Raw genomic sequence first — 23,714 nt, forward strand, 5'->3', positions numbered from 1 at the left:
GCTTGCGCGTCGCTCAGGCGGCCTCGATATTGCCCAGCAGTATCGAGGTCATGTCTGCCGACACCGCTCCATCCACGACTGTGACGGAAACGCCCGTATCATATGACACATTGGATTTGGTAATCGCCGACAGATCGGCTGCGGCGTCCAGAAACACCCATTCCGCATCATGGGCCGTTGGCTGCCGGACGGCGACCTGCAATATCGCCAGGGCGTCCAGTGCATTGACCGTCCCATCGCGCGTGATGTCCGCCGCAATCAGGTTTTCAGCGGATGCCGGCCCGAATGTCGGGTCAAGGCCAACCGAAATACGCAAAACCTGCAGCGCATCCAGCGCTGTTATTTCTCCACTGGCCGTGGAATAGGATTTGACGATATCCAGCTCGCCGGAAAAGGTGCCCGACGGCATATCCAGAGTGAACTCTCCCTGATCGTTTGCCTGTGCAGTGATGGTCGATCCCCCTTGCGGCGTAAACTGGACCTCTGCTCCTTGTAGCGCGGGGTTTGTGGTACTGGAGTCCAGCCTCACCGGGCCTGTTACGCCGGGCGCTGCGTTGTTGTCCGGGCCGCTGCTCAGATCCACCGGGATGTGGTCCGGGCCGTCGAACCCTGCCCCAAAGACATCTGTAATGGTCAACGGCCCGCCTGAGGCCGAGGTTACATCGATCGTTTCATCCCGATACTGTATTTGCGCGCCCTGAGCGGTGGACGTGAAGCTCAGCTGGGCCGGTGACCGCAGGAAAGGGAAATCGGTCAGGTCCAGCCGGTCCGTGCCAACCTCAAAATCGGTGATCGTTGTTGGACCGCTGCTTTCACGCAAAACAAAGATATCCGCACCCGCGCCGCCAGTCATTGTCGTCGCGCTGGTGCCGGTGATCAGCATGTCATCCCCTGCCCCGCCTTCCAGGGTTGTGTCCAGAATGCCGCCGCTCAGAATGTCATCCTTCACCGTGCCGGTTAAGGTACCGTAGCCCTGACGTACATCGCCCAGATTCGAGACATCGACGCTCAGTTGAGTCAGTCCCGCGTCCTGCTGGGATGCCGCGAAAATCTGCAGCTGATTTCCGATATGCGCGACGCTCAGGGAACCGACATTTTGCAACCCGCTGGACAGTGTGTCCGCGAAACTGTCCATGTGGATCAGTTGACCATCCGGTGTCAGCGTGAACAGGGTGACTCCGTCGTCTCCACCGCCCGCGACAACGAAGACACGGCCCGAAACCTCGACCAGAGACATGTCCTGTACGGCCCCAAAGCGAGTGTGCAGAGTATCCAGAACGTGATCCTTCGCTGTCAGTTGACCATCGCTGCCCAACTCCATGACACTCAGCGAGTTGCTGCCCGCCCCTGCCACGACCACCCAAGACTCACCATAGGCTTGAATGGCCTCGACAGCGGTGGGTGCGTTGATTCCCAGCGTCTGAATTGCGCTGCTCGTGGCGATTTCAGTGAGCTGCCCGGTGCTCGAATCGACCGAAAAAGTGGACATGGCGCTGCTGGTTGTGTCTGCGGCAATCACGAACTGGTTGGCTCCCGATTGCAGCGTTTGCAGAACATCTGCCTGTGACATCGCCGACCCGGCTGCAGTCAAGGAACCGTCAATGTTGATATGATACGTTCTGAGTTGCCCGGTATCGGAATGTGCCAGGGTCAGCAGGTCGGTTGCACCAAGCGATACCTGCACCGCAGCCGAGATATCCCCGCCGCCGGAAATGATTCCCGTTTCCCTCAGTGCGCCAAAAGTTCCGTCCGTATTCAGCTCGTAACTGACAAGCCCGGTCGCCGTATCCACATCCAGTAGCAGATGATCCTCACCGGACAGTGTCACTGGCACACCACTGCGACCGACCTGATGACTGATTGTGACGTCGAAATACTGCTGATCCTGAATGATCGGAACGGCCCCGTCCACCAGGCGCCACGAAACAATGCCTCCGCCGGGCCCGGTTGTGCTGAAGAGATACGTTTCCCCGTTAAACGTTTTTAAAGCCGTATCGCCGATACCTGAATCAAGCGCCGCGGTCCCCGTTGCCACCACACTTTCGAACTGAAGCATCATCACACTCACCCCAAGCCACCCCTGGCTGTGACAACAGGTTGAGCTGATGCCTAGGCCGAAACCAGAGCACGAATGTGGTGAAAACGAGGAGTTCGGTTTCAGTTTAACTCAAGTTTTTCGGTTCGACCTCATGGAACACCCGGCCGCAAGACTGATTAACAAATTCCTGCAATTTCCGGGGCATATCCCGGCTTATTGCACCCGTCAAATGTGAGGGCATCATGACCAAGAAACCCGTTTCGACGACACGCGCGACCTCGGAAAACCTTACCGAAACAGGGCGCAATCGCCACGTCCGAAAGTGGATCGATGGAAAGTTCCGGAAATGGGTCGGTCGCAGCCTGGCCGGAGGGCTGGGTTCGACCCTGATGGCCCTGCCTGCACTGGCGCAGGCCACGGATGCCGAATTGGAAGCCTATCAGTTTGCGGAATCCATACCGGGCGTCCGCTCGGCCAAATTGCTGTCCAACGGCGATCTGCAACTGAAAATGGCAGACGGTCGAACCGTGATCGTGGCCGCCGAGAATGTGCACGTCCTTGAAAATGGCGCGGTTATGATTGCCGACGCCGCCGTTGGCGAGATCGTGGAATTCAGCGTTGCCGCCGAGGCAGGCGGCGCTGCGGCTGCAACTGGCGGCATCAGCGGAGCAGGTGCTGTTCTGGGTGGCGTCGGATTGGCTGGCGCCGCAGCAGCTGGCGCCGGAGGCGGCGGCGGTGGTGGAGGAGACAGCGATGGAGGTAGCAGTTCGGTCACTCCTCCGACCCCAAAGCTTCCCAGTCTCAACCTTGCTGAACTGCAGGCGAGCGCACTGAACAACGGCAGCGCAAATCTAACTGTCCCGGAGGGCACTGCTTCAGTCGAAATCACGATCGGGTCTTTGACAAAGGTCGTCACACCGGACGCTGACGGAAACTGGAGCTTGTCGCTGACCGAGAGTGAAGCCAAGGGTCTATCGCAAGGGGTTTCGACAGTCACAATCCGGAATCTGGACAGCGGCGGCACGGAAATATCAACTCAGACAGTAGAATACGTTGTTGATACAGTTCCACCGACTCTCAGCATTTCCGCATTCTCAGCAGGGACAATCCTGAACTCCGCAGAGCAAGTCACAGACCTGAGTGTCACCGGGACCACAGATGCTGAAAACGGGCAGTCCGTAACCGTTATGATCAACGGGCAGACTTATACAGGCACTGTTACGAACGGGACGTGGGGCGTTGCGGTCCCGGCGGCGGATTTGGCTTCGCTGCCTGATGCCTCGACAATCTCCGTGACCGCAGACGTCTCTGACGCGGCAGGCAACCCGGCCAGTCAGGCTGCCAGCAGCTTCGACACCGATTTCAGCGCACCCACAATCACTCTGGATGCCGTGGCCGGAGGTTCGATCGACCTCGTGGACCTGGGCAGCGATCTGGTTCTGACCGGCACCACAACCGCCGAAGACGGGCAGGCCGTCACCCTAACCTTTGACGGGCAGGTCTACACTGGTGCCGCCTCAGGCGGAACATGGAGTGTTACTGTTCCAAGCGCCGATATGGCGGGCTTGTCGACCGGGACCCCGGCTTCGATCAGCGTGACGGTCAGCGACACGTCCGGGAATCCCGCCACTCCGGTTTCTGTAAATGTGCCGGTTGACTTGACCGGGCCCTCAATTGCGATTTCGCCTCTGCCCGTGGGTACCGCCATCAATGCGGCTGAGGCCGGATCTGACCTGATCATCAGCGGCACGACGGGGAATGTGTCGGACGGTCAACAGGTTACCGTTTCTCTTGACGGGCAAACATACACCGGAACCGTTGCTGGCAACAGTTGGACGGTGACCATTCCCAGCGCCGACCTGGGCACACTTTCCGATGGCGGGAACTTCACGGTAACGGCCGACGTCTCGGATAGCGATGGTCTCGCTGCTCCGCAGGCCAGTGTCGGTGTATCCAAGGACGTCACTGCCCCAAACCTGAGTATCGACAGTTTCTCGGACGGCGCCGTGATGAGTGCGGCGGAACAGGGAACGGACCTGACCATTTCCGGGTCGACTACAGCAGAAGATGGACAGGTCGTAACTGTCAGTTTGAATGGCCAGACCTACACAGGTGCGGCAATCAGCGGTGCATGGAGCGTAACGGTCCCGGCCGCCGATCTAACCGCGTTGCCGGACGGCGCTACAATTACGGCTACAGCAGACGTCGCCGACGCAGCCGGAAACCCCGCCGTACAAGCGACGGGCAGTTTCGATACGGATTTCACAGCCCCCACATTGACAATTTCCGCCCTGTCTGACGGCGCTGTGATGAATGCGGCCGAACAAGGCACTGATCTGACGATAACCGGCACGTCTGACGCATCTGACGGCACGATGGTGTCAATCGACATTGTTCGCCCTGACGGTACAGTTGATGTCAGCGGCACCGCAATGGTTACCGGCGGAGTTTGGGTATTTACAGCCCCGGCCGCTTCGCTGAGCAGTTTGCAGGACGGCGTGTCCTACGATGTCAACGCCTCGGTTTCGGATGCGGCGGGCAACGGCGCCAATACCTCGGCCAGTTTCGGAACAGACTTCACTTCTCCGACAATTGCATTTGATCCGCTACCTGTAGGTGCAGTGCTGGACATCCTGGAACAAGGAGCGGATCTGGCCGTTTCCGGAACAACTTCTGCCGAGGACGGTCAGACCGTCACAGTCAATCTGGGGGGACAGAACTACACGGCCATTGCTTCCAGCGGGACATGGGTGGCAACAATTCCCTCTGCAGACCTGGCGGCCTTGGCAGACGGAACTGACTTTACGGTCACGGCCTCTGTTCAGGACGTCGCCGGAAATGCCGCGCCGAACGCAACTGCCTCACTGACAACGGATTTCCGGCCAATCCTGAGCATTGACCCGGTCGGCACAAACGATGCTGTTGCGTTGGGCAATGCGCAGACCGCGGGCCTGGCTGTCACCGGTTCTTCGGTAGGCCTGTCGCCAGGCCAAACCGTGGATGTGACGCTCAATTCCGTATCCATCGGAAACGCCACCGTCGCAGCGGACGGCAGTTGGAGCCTGAATGCGCCAGCATCGGCCTTCGCAGCGCTTGGCGCCGGGGACGCGATGAATTTCCAGGCTCAGGCGACGGTCTCTGGCGGGCCAGACCCTGACCCAGTATCCGATCAGGCCACCGCACATGTGCCTGCGGCCTATGTCATCACTCAAACCGGCCAAAGCGGTTCGACCATTACATTCGAACTCCTCGCCGACACGGACCGGGACATTACCAGCGGTCTGGCCGTCACCGCCGATCTTGGATTTGACCCATCGGTCGTGTCCTTTGACAACGGGTCAGATGTCGAGAACAGCGATTTCGACCTGTTCCTCACCAATCCCTCCGGTCCGTCCACAATCAGCTTTGCGGGTGCGGCAACAAGCTATAGCGACCTGTCTCAACCAGTCGTCACCTTTACCATGACGGTTCAGGATCCAACCAAGCCCATCGAGTTGACAATCACGACACCTGACGGTGGCCCATCGCAGTTTCTACTGGGCACCAGCGGTGATGACACTCTGACCGGGTCCAATATCGATGACGTAATCCGCGGAGGAGGAGGCGACGACACCATCGACATTTCCGGCTCAGGCCGCGATGTCGTGATCATTGAAGCCAACCCGACGGCCAACGGTGTAGATACAATCAGCGGCTTCACGCTTGGTCCGGCTGCGGACATATCCGACGCGCTGGTTTTCCATGGGTTGGACGTAGCCTCGTTACGCGGGAACGGAACAGGAGTCGAAACCCTGAATGTCGGAGATGTCCTGGGAACCAATACCGGATTTGTCGGCCTTCAGACGACTCTTTCAGATTTGACAGCGGGCACCATAGCAAGCGCGGTCGAGGGGCTTACAGGCGCTCAAACCGGCGACGAGATTTACGTCATGGCAACCGATGGAACCGATAGTGTCCTGGTCAAAGTCGATTACTCCGCACCGGATTCGGCGTCCGTTGAAACGCTTGCTCAGTTCGACGGGCTTTCTGATCTGAGTGGTCTGAGTTCCGACAACATCCTGCACACGGATCCTACGGGCGCGTCAGCCTGACCGCGGATCGAAATAATGGCAATGCGATCCCGAACGCATCGCTTCCACAAACACGAAGGGTTCACATGGCACAGAATGGCCTTTTCCCAGTCAGCATCGATCGCCACCGCGATCGCTTCTGGCGTCGCTACACCTCGTATGATTTCGCACGTCACATCTGCGAATGCCTCCTTGTCAGGGCTGAAATCCTGCTGGCTGCTGCGACGTTCCCCATTGTGTTTCGAAAAGAGGCGCAAGGCGTTTTTCCGTTTGCCCTGCTTTCGATGGTCGAGGGTGCAAAAACTCCGTTTGTGTCACCTGAGGGACATTGGCTGGCGACATATGTGCCGTCCGATCTGCGTTGCTATCCGTTTCTGGCTGAACCGGTAGATAGATCTAAGTCATCTGGGCCCCATACGCCTCGTTTGTATGTCAATGAAGCGTCTGGTCTTGTCACAACTGACAAACGTGATCTGGCTTTCTTTACCAAAGACGGCACACTTACAGACGAGCTGCAGGGCGTATTCAGGTTTTTTCAGAACCGCCAGTTTTCACTAGTTGAAACCCGCCAAACCTGCAAGATCCTGGATGAGATGAAGCTGTTCACACCTCTTGAGCGGCACGAAAGCATCCCCCTTCCCAACAACCTGCTCGGAATTGATGAATCGCGGCTGGGGCGCCTGCCCCAATCACACATTTCCGTTCTGTTCAACAGCGGAGCTATGCAAATCGTCCATGCGCATCAGGTTTCCCTTTCCCATTGCAAATGGCTGTCTCAGGCACATCAACGCGTTTCTTTTCAGCCTCAACCTGCTGAACCCAAGTTTGAATTGAACGGGTTCCTTTCAGCGTTGGCCACAGACTCCGCTCTCTCTCAATCGGATTTGAGGATCAGCCATGCCGTTTAGATGGATCGCAAGTGTGATTTCCACTCTGTGCTTGATACTCCTGGTCTCTGCGTGCACCCCCGCGCCGGATTTGTCGGCAGTAAAGATGTCCTTTGCCGAAGGTAGCACCGGGGCCGGAGCCGTAAACACGTCAAGTCGGATTACGGAAAGCTTGTTCGGAAAACGGGTGCGTCTGGCCGTGCAGGACAGCCCAAATCTGGCGCAGAGCGATACGCGGATGGACATAGCGCAAGCGGAACGGGACGCCGCGGAAGGGGCGTTTCTGCCGCAGGTTTCGCTGGGTGTAAATGCCCGGTCGGAACGTATTGACTCAGATGTCGCGGACGTGTCGCCGTATCTTCGGGTTTCTCAGTTGGTTTACGATGGGGGCGCAGCGCGTGGCGATCTGACGGCTGCGCGCGCCCGCGTTCTGGAAAGTCGAGGGGATCAGATTCAGACAGCGGCGGCGACAACTCTGGCTGCCATCGAAACTTATGTACTGGTTTTGGATCGCCGCGAAATCCTGAAGATCACAAGCCAGAACGTCAAAGTCCACGAAGAGATCGAACAGCAGATCACTGACCGGGTTTCCGGTGGGCTGGGGTCCAATGCGGACGTGCTGACCGCGCGGTCCCGGGTCGCCGACGCTCGAACCAGATTTGCCGACGCCATAGCCCGGACAGATCGTGCCGAAGCCCGATTTCGTGAGGTGTTCGGGGCAAGTCCGGGCGAATTATCCCCTCCGGTTGCGGCGCCGGAAATAAAGCGCAGCAATGCTCAAGTCGTCATGGACAGCCCACAAATCCGTCGAGCAGATGCCAACCTGGTGGCCGCAAAGGCCGAATGGGCAGCTGCACAGGCGCGCCGCCAACCACACATTCGGGTTGCCGCCTTCGCCAATCAGGATGACAGCAGAGACGCAAATTTTGGTGTCGATCTATCCTTTAACTATGAGCTGGACAGTACAGGCAAACGGCGCGCGGCCATTGCAGCTGCCGAAGCCCGTGTGAAGGAAGCCGAAGCCAGCCGCGAAGCTTTGATCAGGGAAATCAAGCGCGAGCTGGATTTCATTCGCTCAGACCAGAAGGCGGGCGCTGACCGTTTGCGCGATGCTCAAATTGCAGTACGCGCCAATGCAGACAGCGTTGCTGCGGCTCGGGCGCAGTTCACTATCGGTCGACGAAGTCTGATCGAGATTCTGGACGCGCAACGCGACTATGTGAATGCACAAGAACGTCTGATTTTGGCAAAGCAGAATTTCTTTCTGACAAACTACGCTGCGCTGAGTCTGACAGGCGACATTCTGGATCTGTTCGGTATTGCCCTTGATCCCTGGGAGAAACCACAATGACCGGCTTGCGTCTGACTGATCTGGAAGCATGCGTTTTGCATGTGGCCAGCACTCTTGAACATCCGATGACGATTGCTGCTTTGCATGCGGTGCAGACCGGGCCAGAGCGCGCCGTTACAGTCCGCGATGCGATTGCCGCAGCAAACCAGGTTGGGCTTCAGGCAGGTTTCGGGGCGCGAAGGCTGGGCACGTTCGATGCAGCCCTGGCTCCGGCCATTCTGCTTTTGGAAAACGACAGAGCTGTGGTTTATCACGGCCGCACCCCGGCCGGGGATATGCTGATATTTGACCCAGCTATCGGTGACGGCATCGGTGAACTGGGTGAAAGCCTACTTCGTGACAGCTATACGGGGTATGCTCTGTTGTTTCGGCGCGTGCATCGTGACACCAACGCATCCGGCTCCGAAGTACAGAATGGCCACTGGTTCCGGTCCGCATTGGCGGCAAACCGATGGTCCTACACGCAGGTCGCGCTGGCGGCCGCGCTTGCAAATATTCTGGGATTATCCACCTCTGTCTTCATTATGATTGTCTATGACCGGGTTCTGCCCAACGAGGCGACGGAGTCCCTGATAGCTTTGACCACCGGTGTCTGCCTGGCCCTTGTCTTTGATTTTATTCTCAAAATACTACGCGCGGGCTTCATTGACCGCGCGGGCCAGAATGCTGACATGTTCATAGGCCGGCGTGTTTTCGATCAGTTGCTGAACATTCGCATGACCTCTCGCACCGGGTCGACGGGCGCCATGGCCAGCACGGTGCGGGAATTTGAAACCCTGCGTGAGTTTTTTACCTCGGCCACTCTGGTTGCGGTCGTAGATTTGCCCTTCATCGGCCTGTTTGTCTTTACGATCTATTTGGTGGGCGGCCCACTGGCGATGATACCCGCATTGGCGGTTCCGGTTGTCCTGCTGACCGGTGTTGCGATTCAACCCGTATTGTCCCGCCTGGCGGACAAGAGCTTTGCAGACGGGCAGTCCAAACAATCTGTGCTGGTCGAAACAGTCTCGGGTCTTGAAACCATCAAGACGACCGCAGCGGGGCGACACATGCGCAACCGCTGGGAAGGTGCGATTGAACGGCAGACCGACCACGGAATGCGCAGCAGGGCAGTGACCCAGTTTGCGTTGAACCTGACCGGCTTTACCCAACAAGCCGCACAGGTTCTGATCGTGTTCTACGGCGTCTTTCTGATTGCAGAGGGCCAAACCAGCATGGGCGCGCTGGTTGCTTCCGTCATGCTGACTGGCCGCGCGTTGGCGCCTTTGGGACAGCTGGCCCAAACGCTGACCCGCATGAATCAGGCGCGTAGCGCGTTTCGAAATCTGGACACGTTGATGAAGGCAGAAAGCGAACGACCTGTCGGGCGAAATTGGATCAGTCGGCCAAGATTTGATGGCCGCATCACGTTCAACAACGTGCATTTCAACTATCCTGATCAGACGGAAGACGCGCTGAAAGGTGTATCCTTTTCTGTCGCTCCCGGTGAAAAGGTTGCAATCCTCGGACGTATCGGCTCGGGGAAAAGCACAGTCGCACGGCTGTTGCTGGGCCTTTATCAACCACGGGTCGGATCGGTGATGGTAGACGGTCTGGACATCCGACAGATCGATCCGGGCGATTTGCGCCGCAACATCGGTTCGGTTCTGCAGGACGTCTGGCTGTTTTCTGGAACGATACGGGACAATATCAGCGCGGGGGCCATACGCCCCCGCGACGAAGACCTGATCCGGGCGGGCCGGATTGCCGGGGTCGAAGAGTTTGTGGCCCGCCACCCGAGCGGATATGACATGCAGCTGGCTGAACGAGGCGAGGGTCTGTCGGGCGGTCAGCGACAGGCCATCACCCTGGCCCGTGCCCTGATCGGGCGCCCGCCGGTTCTGTTGCTGGACGAGCCTACCAGCGCAATGGACGTGAAAAATGAGGCAGAGGTCATCGCCCGCCTGAAGGAGGCCACAAAAAACACGACGATGGTAATTGTCACGCACCGCACCAGCCTTCTTGAACTGGTCGACAGGGTTATTGTCATCGAGGACGGCAAGGTCGGAGCCGATGGGCCGAAAAGCTTGCTGACCCAGCACGCCGACAAATCCCGGGGGCATCTGAATGTCGCGGCATCCTGATCTGGATATGCTGGCGCGCGATATGCGCGGGCGTTCTTCACTGCGCGGGTCGATGTTGTTGATGGTGATCCTGGGATGTCTGCTGACAGCAGGACTGTGGGCCAACTTCACCGAATTGGATGATGTCGTACGCGCGGATGGGCGCATCGTACCGTCGGGCGACATTCAGTTGATCGAGGCCACCGAACCCGGCGTTCTGCAGGCTATTCATGTTCGCGAGGGGCAGGTCGTCGACGCCGGAACCTTGTTGATGGAGTTCGACGCGACCCAGATCGACAGCGAGCTCAGCCAGGAGCAACAGCGCGCCTTTGGCCTGATGGCCCGCGCTCAACGTCTGCAGGCGGAAATCGACGGTTCCGACCTATTGTTCCAGCCGCAATTGATCCGAGAGGCGCCAGAAGTCGTCCGGTCGGAAACCGCATTGTATCAGGGGCGGATGGCAGAATTGATGGCAGAGATCGCGATCCTTGAACGCCAACGTCAGCAGCGGCAACAGGAATATGAAGAAGGTCTGGTTGATCAGGTGATGGCAAAAGAAACCTTGCTGGTTTTGGCCGAAGAGCGCGCGATGATGGCACCACTGGTCGAGCAGCGCATGGAGCCTGCCACCACATTGCTCGCCCTGCGCCGCAGCGAAGCAGAGTGGAAGGGTCGAAAGGTCCGGGCCGAGGCCGTCATAACTCGGTTAAAATCTGGTCTGGATGAGGTCGATGACCGTATCAAATCCGTCCGCAGCCGGTTTCGCACCGCAGCGCTAACCGATCTGGCATTGGTCACGGCAGAACTGGCGGCACTGCAACCGTCCCTTCCGGCTCTTCGCAGCCGCGCTGAACGGGCTCAGGTGCGCGCGCCTGTTCGCGGGGTGGTCAACAGGATTTATCGCTCAACCATCGGAGGGCTGGCACGCAGCGGCGAAGAACTGATCGAAATCGTCCCGCTCGACGATTCCCTGCTGGTCGAGGCCTATGTCCGGCCGGAAGACATCGGGTTTCTGCACGCGGGACAACGCGTCAAGGTCAAGATCACAGCATATGATTTTGCAAGATATGGCGGTCTGCACGGTGAGATCATTCGCATCGGGGCCAACACGATCACGCGATCAGAACGCAGCGATGAGGAGGTGTTCGTCGTTGAAATCCGCACTGAGAATACCATGCTTGACGCTGGCGGTGTCGCCGTCGAGATCATTCCGGGCATGATCGCCGAAGTCGACATTCTGTCGGGCCGCAAAACTGTTCTGGAATACCTGATTAAGCCGGTATTGAAGGTCAAGGATCAGGCATTGCGCGAATAGCTTCCGGTCACATTCAGGGTCTACGGCTGTCTGATCGCTATCGGGCTCTTGCGAAATGCCTTGAACAACTGGCTTAGTTTCAGTTCATCACCGCCACTCGACATCGCCGAGAAATATATATCCCGCTCCGTATATCGTCTTGATCAATCTCGGGTTTTTGGGGTCTTCGCCAAGTTTAGTGCGCAATCGCGAAATGCGCACATCCATAGCGCGGTCGAAACTGTCGCCCGCGCCGCCCCCCAACATTTCCTGCATACGGGCGCGACTGATCAGCCTTTTCGGGCTTTCAAGGAACAACCGCAAAACTTCTCCCTCTGCGTGGCTGAAAGGGGTTTCTGAACCCTCGGAGTTGATCAGGACGTAGCGATCGAAATGTGCAGTCCACCCATTGAACTTCGCCACATCCGAGACCTGCACTCCGCTTCGCGGCGCGCGCAGGCGGGCGCGAATTCGGGCTACAACCTCGGCCGGATCAAATGGCTTGGTGATGTAATCGTCCGCCCCAAGCTCCAGCCCGGTTACCCGATCCTGAACCTGAGCGCGACCCGAGATTATGATCACTGCGGCCCCTTGCTCCAGAGCCAGGCGATGCACAAGCGCCAGCCCATCGGTGTCGGGCAGCGACAGGTCAACCAGGCACACATCCGGAGTGACCCGTTTCAGCGAAGCTTCGAACTCACGGGCGCGGGAAAAGCTTTGGGTGCGAAACCCGGCCTCTTCCAGAGTATCGGTCAGGATGCGGCGTATTTCGGGTTCATCGTCAAGGATGGTCACCAGCGGTTGAGTCATCAGGCGGCCTCGGTTCTGATAAGCGCTGACAATTGTGCGCGGGAAAAGGGTTTGCGCAGCACCGGTGCCAGGGCCAGGGCCTGACGGTGCAGCGGATCGGTGTAGGACAGCGATGTCATCAGAATGCAAGGGATTGCGCCGTCCACCTGTTTGATAAGGTCAAGCCCGGTTTCCGCACCCTGAAGGCGAATGTCCGAAAGCACAAGCGCGATATCCCCGATATCGGTAATCAGCGCCATTGCCTCATCGACCGACGTCGCCTCGATCACCGCGCAACCCAGATCGACCAGCATGTCGCGGAACTGGCTGCGCAGATCGTCCTGATCCTCGACCAGAAGCACAAGACCGGACTGCGCGGGTGGCGCCGGCCTGTACGGCAACCGCAGAATGACGGAAGCACCCGAAGGTGTGTTGCGCAATTGCAGGTCGCCGCCGGCCAGTTTGACAGTGTCATAGACCATCGGCAGGCCCAATCCGGACCCGTCGCTGCCCTTGGTCGTGAAAAAAGGGTTCAAAGCCTTGTCCAGCGCCTCGGGCGAAAACCCCGGCCCGGTGTCCGAGACGGTAATCTCCGCCCAGATCTGACCGATGGCATGAGCACTGATTGTGATCTGTCCCGAGGTGCCACAAGCATCCCGCGCGTTCAGAACAAGGTTCAAAAGCGCGTCCTGAACCATGCCGGGATCCAGCATCAACGCCCTGTCTGGCAGTGTATTGACGACCGAAAGCCCCATGCCCCGTGGCAACGAGGGCGAAGCCAGCGTGCGAAGATCCTCCAGCAGGGCCTTCATATCCGTTGCCTGTGGCTGTGGTGTGCGGTGCCCCGTCATGTCCGCGATCCGGTTCAGCAGCTGACCGCCACGGCGCGCGGTCTGTTGCGTGGCGGCGATCAGCGTTTCGGCCTCGTCCGGCAGATCCATCTTGGCCAGTTTCGATTGCATCCCCAGAATAATCGTCAAAAGGTTCGAGAAGTCATGCGCAAGCCCGCTGGTCATCTGCGCTGCCATTTCCCTGCGACGCGTCTGTTGCAAGGCAACGCGCGCTTGCGTTTCTTCGGTAATATCCACGGACATCACGTAAACGCCGCCCGCTCCATCCGGTGTGAAAGACACGCGAATGCGGCGTTGATCCTGATCCTCGGTAAACTCGAAAACCGAAGTTTGGCCGCCATATGCCTTGTCCAGATGAGGTTTGACCCGTTCAAATGCGACTGCCCCCAGCGCCTGCGAAACGTGCAGTCCCAAAATATCCGACGGACGACCGGGCATGACAGCGCTGAGGCGGCGGTTGGAATAGTCATACCGCGCGTCAGCATCCAGATGGGCGATATGGGCAGGCATCATCTCGGTCGTCAGGCGCGTGCGGGCTTCGATTTCAGTAAGCTGCCGTTTGGCCTCCTCCAACGCCGTGATGGTGGCGGCCAGTTTCCGGTTCGAAGCCGACAACTCTTCGGCCCGGTTCAGCAATTGACCGGACAGTTCCTCGGATCGGGCCCGCAGCATGTCTTCGGCCTGTTTTGTGCGGGTGATGTCCGTATAGACAGCCACCCAACCGCCCATGGGCAAGGGTGCGCCTTCAACGGAAATCACCTGCCCGTTCGGGCGGGTACGCTCCATATAATGCGGCTCGAATGCCAAGGCTTGTTCGACCCGTTGCGATACCATTTCATCAATGTCGGGCGTATCACCATACTCGCCACGGTCGGCCAGAAAATGAATCGTATCCCGGAACAGGGCGCCGGGCTGGATAAGATGTTCAGGCAAATCGAACATCTCCTGGAACCTTTGGTTGCACAGCACCAGCCGCAATTTGCTGTCATAGATCGACAGGGCCTGACCGATCAGGTTCAGACCCGCCGTGGTCATCGCCTTGATGCGTTGTTCGCTGACGTCCAAATCATCCTCCCCTGCGCCTATGGGTAACACCAGTTCCGACGCAGGTGTAGGGGTCTGATTCAGCCGTGCAGCGGCAGGTTGTTGGCCGCGCGATATGCCTGAACATAGCCCCGAGCGACCGATCGTACCGCAGTGCCAATTTGCGAATAAGCCTCGTCCGGCAGGTTGGCGAAGGATACCCTTGCCGACCACCCCGGCGCGTCGAAGCCACTGCCATTGAGCAGCACGATGCCGTAGTCTTCTGCCAGTTTGAACGCAATATCCAATGGATGAACGTTCTGCTTGATCCAGGTAACGACATCTTCGCCGACGTATTTCCGCAGCCAGAATTCGAAATCGAGAATGCCGTAATAGGCGTCATAATGCGCGCCCGCCGTGACGTCGATCCCCATGGCGTCCGTCAGCAATTTGAAGCGCCGGTGCACCAGTTCCATGCAAGCGGTTTGATAAGCTTTTTTCGTGTCCACCAGCTCACAAAGCGAAAAAAGCGTCATCATGACCTGCTGCGGCAAAGACAGACCGGCGGTGTGGTTGAGGGCTACATCACGGCTGTCAGCCACGAGCCGGTCGATGAAACGAATGTCGCGCGGCGTCAGGCTGAGCGTGCCATAACGTTTGTCGAGCGTCTGTTTGATCTCTTCCGGGTGGTTCGCCAGTTTGAGATCGAAGATGTTGTCCTGCGCCACCGCGATCACACCCAATCGCCAGCCGGTACACCCGAAATACTTGGAATAGGAATAAACCCCGATGGTATTGCGCGGCAATTGCCCCATGACCGAGGTAAAGTCATGCACGAATGTCCCGTATACGTCGTCCGTCAGAACAATCAAATCGGGGCGGTGATTTTCCACCAGATCCGCCAGCTTCTGCAATGACGCCGAGCTGAGCGCAACCGAAGAAGGATTGCCCGGATTGACCAGAAAGAATGCCTTGACCTTCGGATCTTTGAGCTTTTCGACCGCAGCATCGGTCAACTGGAACCCGTCCGCCTCGTCGGTCTCAACATGCACAGAGTCCAGGCTGTAGTCTTCCAGCTCGGGCATCTCCAGATACGGCGTGAAGATCGGAGTGCACAGTGCAATCGTATCGCCCGGATTCAGCAGCCGGTTGGCCTTTAACGTTTTGAAGATATAGCACATTGCCGCTGTTCCGCCTTCGACGGCGAACAGATCGAATTGCGCATCGGGGCGGTGGCCCGAGCACATGGCCCACATCAGATATTCATGCGCAATGGCGGCATTGTGCTTCAGAATTCGATCGGGCACCGGGTAATTGTCGCCGATGATGGAATCCGTCAGTTCGTGCACAAACTCATCCGCATCAAAGTCGAAGGCCGCGATGGCATGGCCGATGACTTCGACCAAGGTATCGACGCCCGGTATAGCGGCATTCTCTGCCGCCCAGTCCAGCAAGCGCGCGTGGCACCCTTTCATGGCTGGCATCCCACCCAGACCTGCGGGGTGGTTCATCACTCGTTTGGATTCCGTGATGGCAAACTGGCCCAATGCAAAGAATGCCTCGCGCGGGCGGGTGGCGACCCAGTTTGGATTTCCGCGGCCTGCGTTCAGAAAGACAGTATTGGCCTTGCGCGCCTCGGCCGAGGCCAGCTGGATCAGTTCATCCTTGATCTGAAACGGGCTGAGCGCCTCGTAATCGTGCAGCTTCACTCTATCCATGAATAAGACCTTTCCAAATCAACTGAGGATCAAAACAACGACCATGCCGAAGATGGTCAGCAACGTGTTACCGATGGCGTAGGGCATGCCATAGCCAAGCGCCGGAATGCGGCTTTGCGCGGCCTCCTGTATCATCCCAAGCGCGGCAGTGGTTGTGCGCGCACCTGCACAGGCACCGAACAGGATGGCGGGGTGAAATTTAAATACGTAGTGACCGACATAGACCGAGAAGATCATTGGCAGCGACGTAGCAACGATCCCCCACAACAAAAGGGCCACGCCCGCTTGTTGCAATCCGGCGACAAAGCTCGGGCCGGCAGTAATCCCGATCACCGCGATGAAGACGTTCAGGCCCAGAGTGTTCATCAACCATAACGACGGTCCGGGAATGCGCCCAAAGGTCGGATGCACCGTGCGCAGCCAACCCAGAACCAACCCGGAAAGCAGTGCACCGCCCGTTGTCGACAGGCTAATGGGAAAGCCACCCATCATGATGGCAATTGTCCCGACTACGCCACCAATGAAGATACCCCATCCCACAAAGGCCAGATCGGTCGTGTCCACTGGTCGATCTGCATAACCGATTCTGGCAATTGCGGCCTCGACATGACGCTTGCTGCCTTGCAGGGTCATGATATCACCACGATGCACGACGGTGCCGGGCAACAACGGCAACTCGACCATGTTCCGCATCAGTTTGGTCAGGTAGACGCCGCGTGCGCGCGACATCTTGCTGAGCTCTTCCAACGTTTTGCCATGGACGTCCTTGCTGGTGATCAGCACATCCAGCTTTTCCGACGGGATGCTGAGCAGATCCGGTGCGTCGGCCTCCTTCAGATTGGCCTCGAGCAGCCCGACCAGATCGGCCCGTCGGCCCGAGAACATCACGACATCTCCGGCCTCCAGCACCGTGTCATCACCCACTTCGATGATCTGGTCGCCCCGGCGCAGCCGTTCCGCATAGATGCGAACACCCGGCAGCAGATTCTTGACCGGCCGGCCCAGCAGATCGCTGCCTTGAGGAATTTCAAAAGCCCGCGCCTCGATTGCGCGATAGGCCGACACGATACCTTCGCCGGTTTCCAGATTGGCGCCACCGCCCAGCTTGGCTTCGTATTCCTTGCAAGCGGCAACCAGGTCGACACCGATCAGACGCGGGCCGATTTTTGCCAGAATGATCGCCGAACCAATGGTGCCATAGATGTAGGTTACGGCGTAGGCGACGGGGATCTGATTGGCGTACGTTTTGGCTTGTTCGGCTGACAAACCAAGTTGGCCAATCTGATCCGTGGCCACGCCGATAGCCGCCGAGATTGTCTGCGACCCGGCATACAGACCTGCCGCATAGCCCAGCTCGAGCCCTGCCACCTTGGCCGCGACAACCGGAATTATCAGGCACAGAACCAGAACGCTCAGCGCAAAGAACACCTCGCGCGCGCCGTCGACTTTGAGACCACGTATGAACTGCGGGCCAACGCCGTACCCAACTGCGAAGATGAACAGTATGAAGAAGGTCGATTTCACTGCGGAATCGATATTGATATGCGCCTGCCCGATCACCACTGCTGCCAGCAATGTCGCGGTCACGGTTCCAAGGCTGAAACCCATAAGCCTCCAGGGGCCGACCAGAAACCCGATGCCGATCGACAGGAATACCGCCAGTTCCGGATAGGTTTGCAGAATATTCACAAGCCAATCGATCATGAATTCCTCCTAAGCACACGCATGCAACAGACCGGTAGAAACGTCCACGGGCAGGTCTTCAGATGACCCGGTCAATTGCCGGACGCCACTCAATCAAAACTAGAATTCTCGGAGGCAACGATACCTTTAGTATCTCGTTTGTCTACATTTTTTGGAATATGTTGGGAATTCGGCAAACCGGTTCTACTGTATCCACCAAGCACCCTGATCCCAAAATTTCCAGCAGGTTGGCACAAACACGTTGCAGCGTTCCGGCGTTTCACTTCACATATGCCCATGACACGACCCACGATAACCTCGGACAGCGATGCAACTGGTGTTTGCATTCGGATTACCGGTGATTTGCTGACGCAATCGCTCGAGTTTGTCGAAGGCGCGTTCAGGAATGTCAAACCTTCCGGTAAGGAAGTGGTTCTGGACCTGTCGCAGGTTCAGGGTCTGGATACCGGCGGGGCGTGGCTGATTGCAAACCTGCAAAAGCGACTGACCTCGGGTGGCGCGGACGTGCAAATCAAAGGGGCACAACCCGCACATTCCGATTTGATTGAAACTGTCGCTCGGAACATCCCCGAAGAAATCGGCGAGCAGGCGCCGCCGGGCGGTTTTGTCAATTGGCTTGCGCGGTTGGGCCAGCGCACGGCCTCGGGGTGGAAGGACACATTGTCCATTCTCGACTTCCTGGGTCTGACACTGCATCGCCTCGCGCGCACTCTGGTTATGCCGTGGCGCCTGCGCCGCGCGGCGCTGGTTTCTCAGATGGAACAGGCCGGGTTCAAGGCGCTACCGATTGTCTCGCTGATGGGATTCCTGATCGGCGTTGTCCTGGCATTTCAAGGCGCAACACAGCTGAAACAGTTCGGAGCCGAGATTTTTGTGGTGGAACTGATCTCGATCTCTGTGCTGCGTGAGCTGGGCGTCCTGCTGACCGCGATCATCGTTGCAGGGCGGTCGGGATCAGCCTTTACCGCCTCGATCGGATCAATGAAGGTGCAGGAAGAGATCGACGCCATGCGCACGCTGGGTCTGGATCCGATTGAAGTCCTTGTTATCCCGCGCGTTGTCGCCCTGCTGATCATGCTGCCGATCCTTGCCTTTGTGGCCGATATGGCCGGGCTGATTGGCGGCGCCTTGATGAGCTGGATTGACCTCGGTGTCAGCCCGGGCATGTTTCTCACCCGCCTGAAAGAAAACACGGATGTCTGGCAATTGGCCGTGGGGCTGATCAAGGCTCCGTTCTTTGCGCTGGTGATCGGGGTGATTGCCTGCTGGCAGGCGATGCAGGTCAAAGGCTCGTCTGAAAGCGTGGGGCAAAGAACCACTGCGTCGGTCGTGCAATCCATCTTTATGGTCATCGCCATCGACGCGCTGTTTTCGATCTTCTTTTCTGAGATCGGGGTCTGACATGGACGGAACTGTCATGCAGGACGCCAACAAAGCCGATGCCCAACGCGAGGCCGTAATCCGGGTTCGCAACCTGACCAATCGGTTTGGCGAACAGGTGGTGCATGACAATTTGAACCTTGATGTCTGGCGGGGCGAGGTGCTGGGCGTCGTCGGCGGGTCCGGTACAGGCAAGTCGGTTTTGCTTCGGACGATTGTCGGGCTGAACAAGCCGGCCGCCGGCAGTATCGAGGTTCTGGGCGTCGACGTTCTGAACGGACCTGAAGAGGAACGTCAGCGGATCGAAAAAAGCTGGGGTGTGGCCTTTCAGGACGGCGCGCTGTTTTCTTCCTTGACCGTGTTGCAAAATGTGATGGCTCCCTTGCGGGAACATACCGGCATCAGCGAAAGCCTGATGGAGGCGCTCGGAGGGCTAAAAATCAGCCTTGTCGGCCTTCCACAGCTGAGCTGCAGCAAGTTCCCGTCGGAACTGTCGGGCGGTATGCGAAAGCGGGCAGCGTTGGCGCGTGCCCTGTCTCTCGACCCCGAAATCGTGTTTCTGGACGAACCCACCGCTGGGTTGGACCCCATCGGCGCAGCCGCCTATGATGATCTGATCGGAGAGTTGCAGCAGGCGCTGGGTCTGACCGTTTTTATGGTAACCCATGATTTGGACAGTCTTCATGCCATCTGCGACCGCGTCGCAGTGCTTGCAGAAAAGCGCGTGCTGGTGGAAGGTCCGATTGAAGATATGACCAAGGTCGACCACCCTTGGGTTCAGGAATACTTCACAGGCCCCCGCGCCCGTGCGGCACAACAGAAGGGGCAAAGCAGGTAGAGGCGATGGAGACCCGAGCGAACTACATCCTGATTGGCGCGTTCACCCTTGCAGGTATCCTGGGGGTCTTTGGCTTTTTCCTGTGGCTGGCTAAATTCGAGGTGACCCGGCAATACGCCTATTACGAGATTCTGTTCGACAATGTCTCGGGCCTTTCTGCAGCAGGTGGCGTGAATTACAACGGCTTGCCCGTCGGTCAGGTCATTTCGCTGAACCTGGATGAAGACGACCCTTCCAAAGTCCGTGTCCGCATCGAAGTGGACGCCGACATTCCCGTGACCAAAGAAACCATCGCCCAACTGCAATCGTTGGGCGTAACTGGCGTTGCCTATATCGAATTATCGGGCGGTTCAGCCAATGCCGAACGCCTGCCGCAAAACAGCGTTATCCAAAGCAAGCGCAGCCCGATACAATCTCTGCTGGAAGGCGCCCCGCAGGTGTTGGAAAAGGCCTTAACCCTGCTGGAGGACCTGAACGCAGTCGTCGACGAGAAAAACCGCAAATCGGTGTCCGATATCCTCGAAAATCTGGCGTCGGCTTCCGGCAGGCTGGACAAAACCTTGTCAGACTTTGAGTCTCTGTCCGGTGATCTGGGCAGCGCCGCAAAGGAAATCGGGGCCTTCACCAAACGTTTGGACACTCTGGCGGACACGGCCGAGACAACTCTGAAGACTGGAACCGATACACTGAACAGCCTCAAGGAGGCCTCGGAATCCGCCAAAACCGCATTGGACACCGCAAACGGGACATTGCAAACCGCCGAACGGGTCATCACGCAGGACATCCGCCCCTTTATCGAGCGCGGCTCAAAGCTGGCGGACCATCTGATTGTTCTGTCTGAAGAAGGCAGCATTTCCCTTGGAGTCATTACCGAGACCTTTGCAAACGCAAACACAACGCTCGGGGCGATCAACTCGGCAATGGACACTGCCAAGGCAGCTCTGGCGTCTGCCGAACGCGCTTTTGACTCGGCCAATCGCGTGATGGACGAAGATATTGCGTCCGTCGCGGCAGATGTTCGTAACGCTGCGAACCAGGTGGCCGAGACCGTGTCGAACATCACGGGGAAAATCGACTCGATTTCCGATGACATTCTCAGCGCCTCGCAATCCGCATCAGAATTGCTGGGAACGATCGACGGTATTGTTCAGGACAACCGCCGGCAGGTTTCGGACTTCCTGCGCGTCGGCCTTCCGCAATTTGTCCGGTTTGTCGAAGAATCCCAGCGTCTGGTCATCAGCCTCGACCGGCTGGTCGACAAGGTGGAACGCGATCCGGCCCGCTTCCTACTCGGCACCCAAGCATCGGAGTTTCGTCAATGATCCGGCCCATTATTCTGACTCTGGTTCTTGCTTCGCTCGCCGGATGCGCTGGTCTTGGCACGTTGCGACAGGCATCCAAGCCCAACGATCTGTATCTGCTGACACCCAAAAGCACGTTTTCCTCGTCGTTGCCACGAATTCAGAAACAGATCGTCGTCGAAGAACCCACTGCGACAGCGGCGGTCAACACGGACCAGATCGCGGTTCAGCCTACGGCGTTGCAGGTGCAATATCTGCCGCGTGCCCGATGGGTGGATCGCGCGCCCTTGATTGTGCAGGCATTGATGGTCGAAAGCTACGAGAACTCGGGCAAGGTCGCGGCGGTTGGCCGGTCGACTGTAGGACTGCGGGCTGACTATGTCATCGCACCGGACTTGCGCGAGTTTCAGGGAATGGTGGTCAGCGAAACAGAAGACACGAAAACTGTTCGTGTGGAAGTGCGCATCAACATCAAGATCATCGACGAGTACGAAGACAAGATCATCGCCTCAAGCTCATTCCGGGAAAACGTGGTGGCCGCAAGCGACCAAACACCCGATCTGGTCGAAGCCTTCGATGTCGCACTTGGCAAAACCATGCGGGACGCCGTCGAATGGAGCGTGCGCAGAATCCATACACATTCGACCAATAATCCGCGCGACTCGCGGTTTTGAACGCGAACATCGCGGTCAGTTGTCGGCTGCCATCACAGCGGCGAAATCAGTCAGAAATGGTCTGACGAAGCTCGGTTCCAATCAGCGGCATAGGTTTGCGGAACCTGATCCGAAAGCAGAACGCCATCATCGAGAAACTCATAGAGTTCGGCATAGGATCGTTCGTGCTCATCCGCTGTGCGCCGCCGTATATCCGATGGGCGCAACTCCGAAACCTTTTCTTTGCCCATCGCGCCCAGAATATCCCGGAAACTCTCCAGTGTACTGTCATGGAAGCGATGCACTCTTTTTCGTTTTTGCGGAACACTGATCGCGCGCCCTCGGATCGGATCCTGCGTCGCCACCCCGGAGGGGCAGCGATTGGTGTTGCACTGCAGAGCCTGGATACATCCGACCGCAAACATCATCGCGCGCGCGGCGTTGCACATATCCGCGCCCAAGGCGAATTTCTCTACCATGTCAAAGCCGGTGGCAACTTTGCCCGAGCAGATGACCCGAACCTTGTCCCGCACACCAATACCGCGCAGGCAGTTGCTCACGAAAATCAGGGCTTCGTTCAACGGCATCCCTAGTCGGTTGGTAAATTCGACCGGCGCCGCACCGGTTCCCCCTTCGGCACCGTCCACAGTGATGAAATCGGGCAGGATTCCCGTTTCCAGCATCGCCTTGCATATCGCCATGAACTCGGAGGGATTGCCGATGCACAGCTTGAACCCGACGGGCTTGCCGCCCGACATCTCGCGCAGGTGCTGCACAAATTCCATCAGCCCTGTCGGGCCGTCAAAGGCCGAATGGATCGGCGGCGAGATAACGTCCTGATGCTCTGGCACACCTCGGATCTCGGCAATTTCTTCATCTACCTTTGCGGCTGGCAGCACTCCGCCATGAGAGGGCTTGGCACCCTGAGACAGCTTGATTTCGATTGCCTTCACAACATCCTTCTGTGCGTTTTCGGCAAACTTGTCCTTGTCGAAACCGCCGTCAGACGTGCGACAGCCAAAATATCCGGTTCCGATTTGCCAGATGATGTCTCCGCCTTCGGCCAGATGATACGGTGACAGACCGCCCTCGCCGGTGTTGTGGGCAAATCCACCATCTTTTGCGCCCCCGTTCAACGCGCGGATGGCATTGGCGCTGAGGGCGCCGAAGCTCATTGCGGATACATTCAGACGCGACGCGCTGTATGGTTTTTCGCATTGCGGGCCGCCCAGCATTATGCGTTCTTCGCTGACATCTACATTCTTGGGTGCCAGCGAGTGGTTGGCGCGGTGATAACCAACGGTCATGATGTCATATTGGGTTCCAAATGGTTGCGTATCGACCTGGCCTTTGGCACGCGAATAGACAAGTGCGCGGGTGATCCGATTGAAGGGTCGCCCGCTTTCATTGGTTTCCACGAAATACTGACGGATTTCCGGGCTGACGAATTCCAGCATGTACCGGAAATGGCCCAGAACCGGATAGTTGTTCAGCACATTGTGCTTGGTTGTATTCAGGTCAAAATAACCGATCAGCACATACGGAACGACGAGGACCAGCAGCCAGAAGGCAGGGTTCCAGAACACCCCGAATAGAACCGTCAGGGGTAGAATGAAAAATGTCACCGCGAAATAAATTCTGCGAACAATCATGAACGATCTCCTCTGGGCGCGATGTGCGAAATTGCAGGCCCCGGCCGGTTCCATGTTCAATCG

Annotated in this window: 15 protein-coding genes; 9 read left to right on the plus strand and 6 right to left on the minus strand. The window is 57.9% G+C overall.

Annotated features, from left to right (window positions below; genetic code table 11):
• Nucleotides 1-13: 13 nt before the first annotated feature.
• On the minus strand, nt 14-2,059 hold the full coding sequence (locus AC2TEL_RS12605; RefSeq protein WP_480904277.1) for a dockerin type I domain-containing protein: 2,046 nt from the start codon (nt 2,057-2,059) through the stop codon (nt 14-16).
• 221 nt (nt 2,060-2,280) lie between these two features.
• Between AC2TEL_RS12605 and AC2TEL_RS12610 the strand changes: the two genes are divergently transcribed.
• From AC2TEL_RS12610 to AC2TEL_RS12630, 5 genes are all read left to right on the plus strand, one after another.
• Nucleotides 2,281-6,129, plus strand: coding sequence for a beta strand repeat-containing protein (locus AC2TEL_RS12610; protein WP_480862385.1), 3,849 nt, complete (start codon nt 2,281-2,283; stop codon nt 6,127-6,129).
• A 65-nt stretch (nt 6,130-6,194) separates the two neighbouring features.
• Nucleotides 6,195-7,016, plus strand: coding sequence for a SapC family protein (locus AC2TEL_RS12615; protein WP_480862387.1), 822 nt, complete (start codon nt 6,195-6,197; stop codon nt 7,014-7,016).
• Nucleotides 7,017-7,101: 85 nt separating this feature from the next.
• A complete protein-coding gene (locus AC2TEL_RS12620) occupies nt 7,102-8,346 on the plus strand; it encodes a TolC family protein (RefSeq protein ID WP_480862389.1) in 1,245 nt (414 codons plus the stop codon).
• Nucleotides 8,343-10,469 (plus strand): type I secretion system permease/ATPase, encoded by a 2,127-nt coding sequence (locus AC2TEL_RS12625; RefSeq protein ID WP_480904279.1) that lies wholly within the window; start codon nt 8,343-8,345, stop codon nt 10,467-10,469. The genes AC2TEL_RS12620 and AC2TEL_RS12625 overlap by 4 nt, the downstream gene beginning before the upstream one ends.
• Nucleotides 10,453-11,763 (plus strand): HlyD family type I secretion periplasmic adaptor subunit, encoded by a 1,311-nt coding sequence (locus AC2TEL_RS12630; protein ID WP_480904282.1) that lies wholly within the window; start codon nt 10,453-10,455, stop codon nt 11,761-11,763. Before AC2TEL_RS12625 ends, AC2TEL_RS12630 begins: the two co-directional genes overlap by 17 nt.
• 87 nt (nt 11,764-11,850) lie before the next feature.
• Here AC2TEL_RS12630 and AC2TEL_RS12635 read toward each other — a convergent pair whose 3' ends face one another.
• The 4 genes from AC2TEL_RS12635 to aspT all read right to left on the minus strand — a co-directional run bounded on the left by AC2TEL_RS12635 (nt 11,851) and on the right by aspT (nt 17,827).
• The gene (locus tag AC2TEL_RS12635) at nt 11,851-12,552 is read right to left on the minus strand and encodes a response regulator transcription factor (RefSeq protein ID WP_480841967.1); all 702 of its coding nucleotides are present in this window, start codon (nt 12,550-12,552) and stop codon (nt 11,851-11,853) included.
• Nucleotides 12,552-14,417: a PAS-domain containing protein gene (locus tag AC2TEL_RS12640; RefSeq protein WP_480842252.1), complete on the minus strand. Its 1,866-nt coding sequence runs from the start codon at nt 14,415-14,417 to the stop codon at nt 12,552-12,554. Before AC2TEL_RS12640 ends, AC2TEL_RS12635 begins: the two co-directional genes overlap by 1 nt.
• 89 nt (nt 14,418-14,506) lie before the next feature.
• Nucleotides 14,507-16,123: a bifunctional aspartate transaminase/aspartate 4-decarboxylase gene (locus AC2TEL_RS12645; protein WP_480862395.1), complete on the minus strand. Its 1,617-nt coding sequence runs from the start codon at nt 16,121-16,123 to the stop codon at nt 14,507-14,509.
• An 18-nt stretch (nt 16,124-16,141) separates the two neighbouring features.
• Nucleotides 16,142-17,827: an aspartate-alanine antiporter gene (aspT, locus tag AC2TEL_RS12650; RefSeq protein WP_480862397.1), complete on the minus strand. Its 1,686-nt coding sequence runs from the start codon at nt 17,825-17,827 to the stop codon at nt 16,142-16,144.
• Nucleotides 17,828-18,103: 276 nt separating this feature from the next.
• Between aspT and AC2TEL_RS12655 the strand changes: the two genes are divergently transcribed.
• From AC2TEL_RS12655 to AC2TEL_RS12670, 4 genes are read left to right on the plus strand one after another with little or no spacing between them, the layout of a single operon-like run.
• On the plus strand, nt 18,104-19,228 hold the full coding sequence (locus AC2TEL_RS12655; RefSeq protein WP_480862399.1) for an ABC transporter permease: 1,125 nt from the start codon (nt 18,104-18,106) through the stop codon (nt 19,226-19,228).
• 1 nt (nt 19,229) lies between these two features.
• Nucleotides 19,230-20,045, plus strand: coding sequence for an ABC transporter ATP-binding protein (locus AC2TEL_RS12660; RefSeq protein WP_480904285.1), 816 nt, complete (start codon nt 19,230-19,232; stop codon nt 20,043-20,045).
• 5 nt (nt 20,046-20,050) lie between these two features.
• The gene (locus AC2TEL_RS12665; RefSeq protein WP_480841973.1) at nt 20,051-21,367 is read left to right on the plus strand and encodes an MlaD family protein; all 1,317 of its coding nucleotides are present in this window, start codon (nt 20,051-20,053) and stop codon (nt 21,365-21,367) included.
• Complete coding sequence (locus AC2TEL_RS12670; protein WP_480862403.1) at nt 21,364-22,020, plus strand: ABC-type transport auxiliary lipoprotein family protein; 657 nt, start codon at nt 21,364-21,366, stop codon at nt 22,018-22,020. Before AC2TEL_RS12665 ends, AC2TEL_RS12670 begins: the two co-directional genes overlap by 4 nt.
• 50 nt (nt 22,021-22,070) lie before the next feature.
• Here AC2TEL_RS12670 and AC2TEL_RS12675 read toward each other — a convergent pair whose 3' ends face one another.
• Nucleotides 22,071-23,651, minus strand: a complete 1,581-nt coding sequence (locus AC2TEL_RS12675; protein WP_480862405.1) for an FMN-binding glutamate synthase family protein — start codon at nt 23,649-23,651, stop codon at nt 22,071-22,073.
• Between the last annotated feature and the right edge of the window lie 63 nt (nt 23,652-23,714).

It is taken from the genome of Ruegeria sp. HKCCD9138, assembly GCF_057220975.1.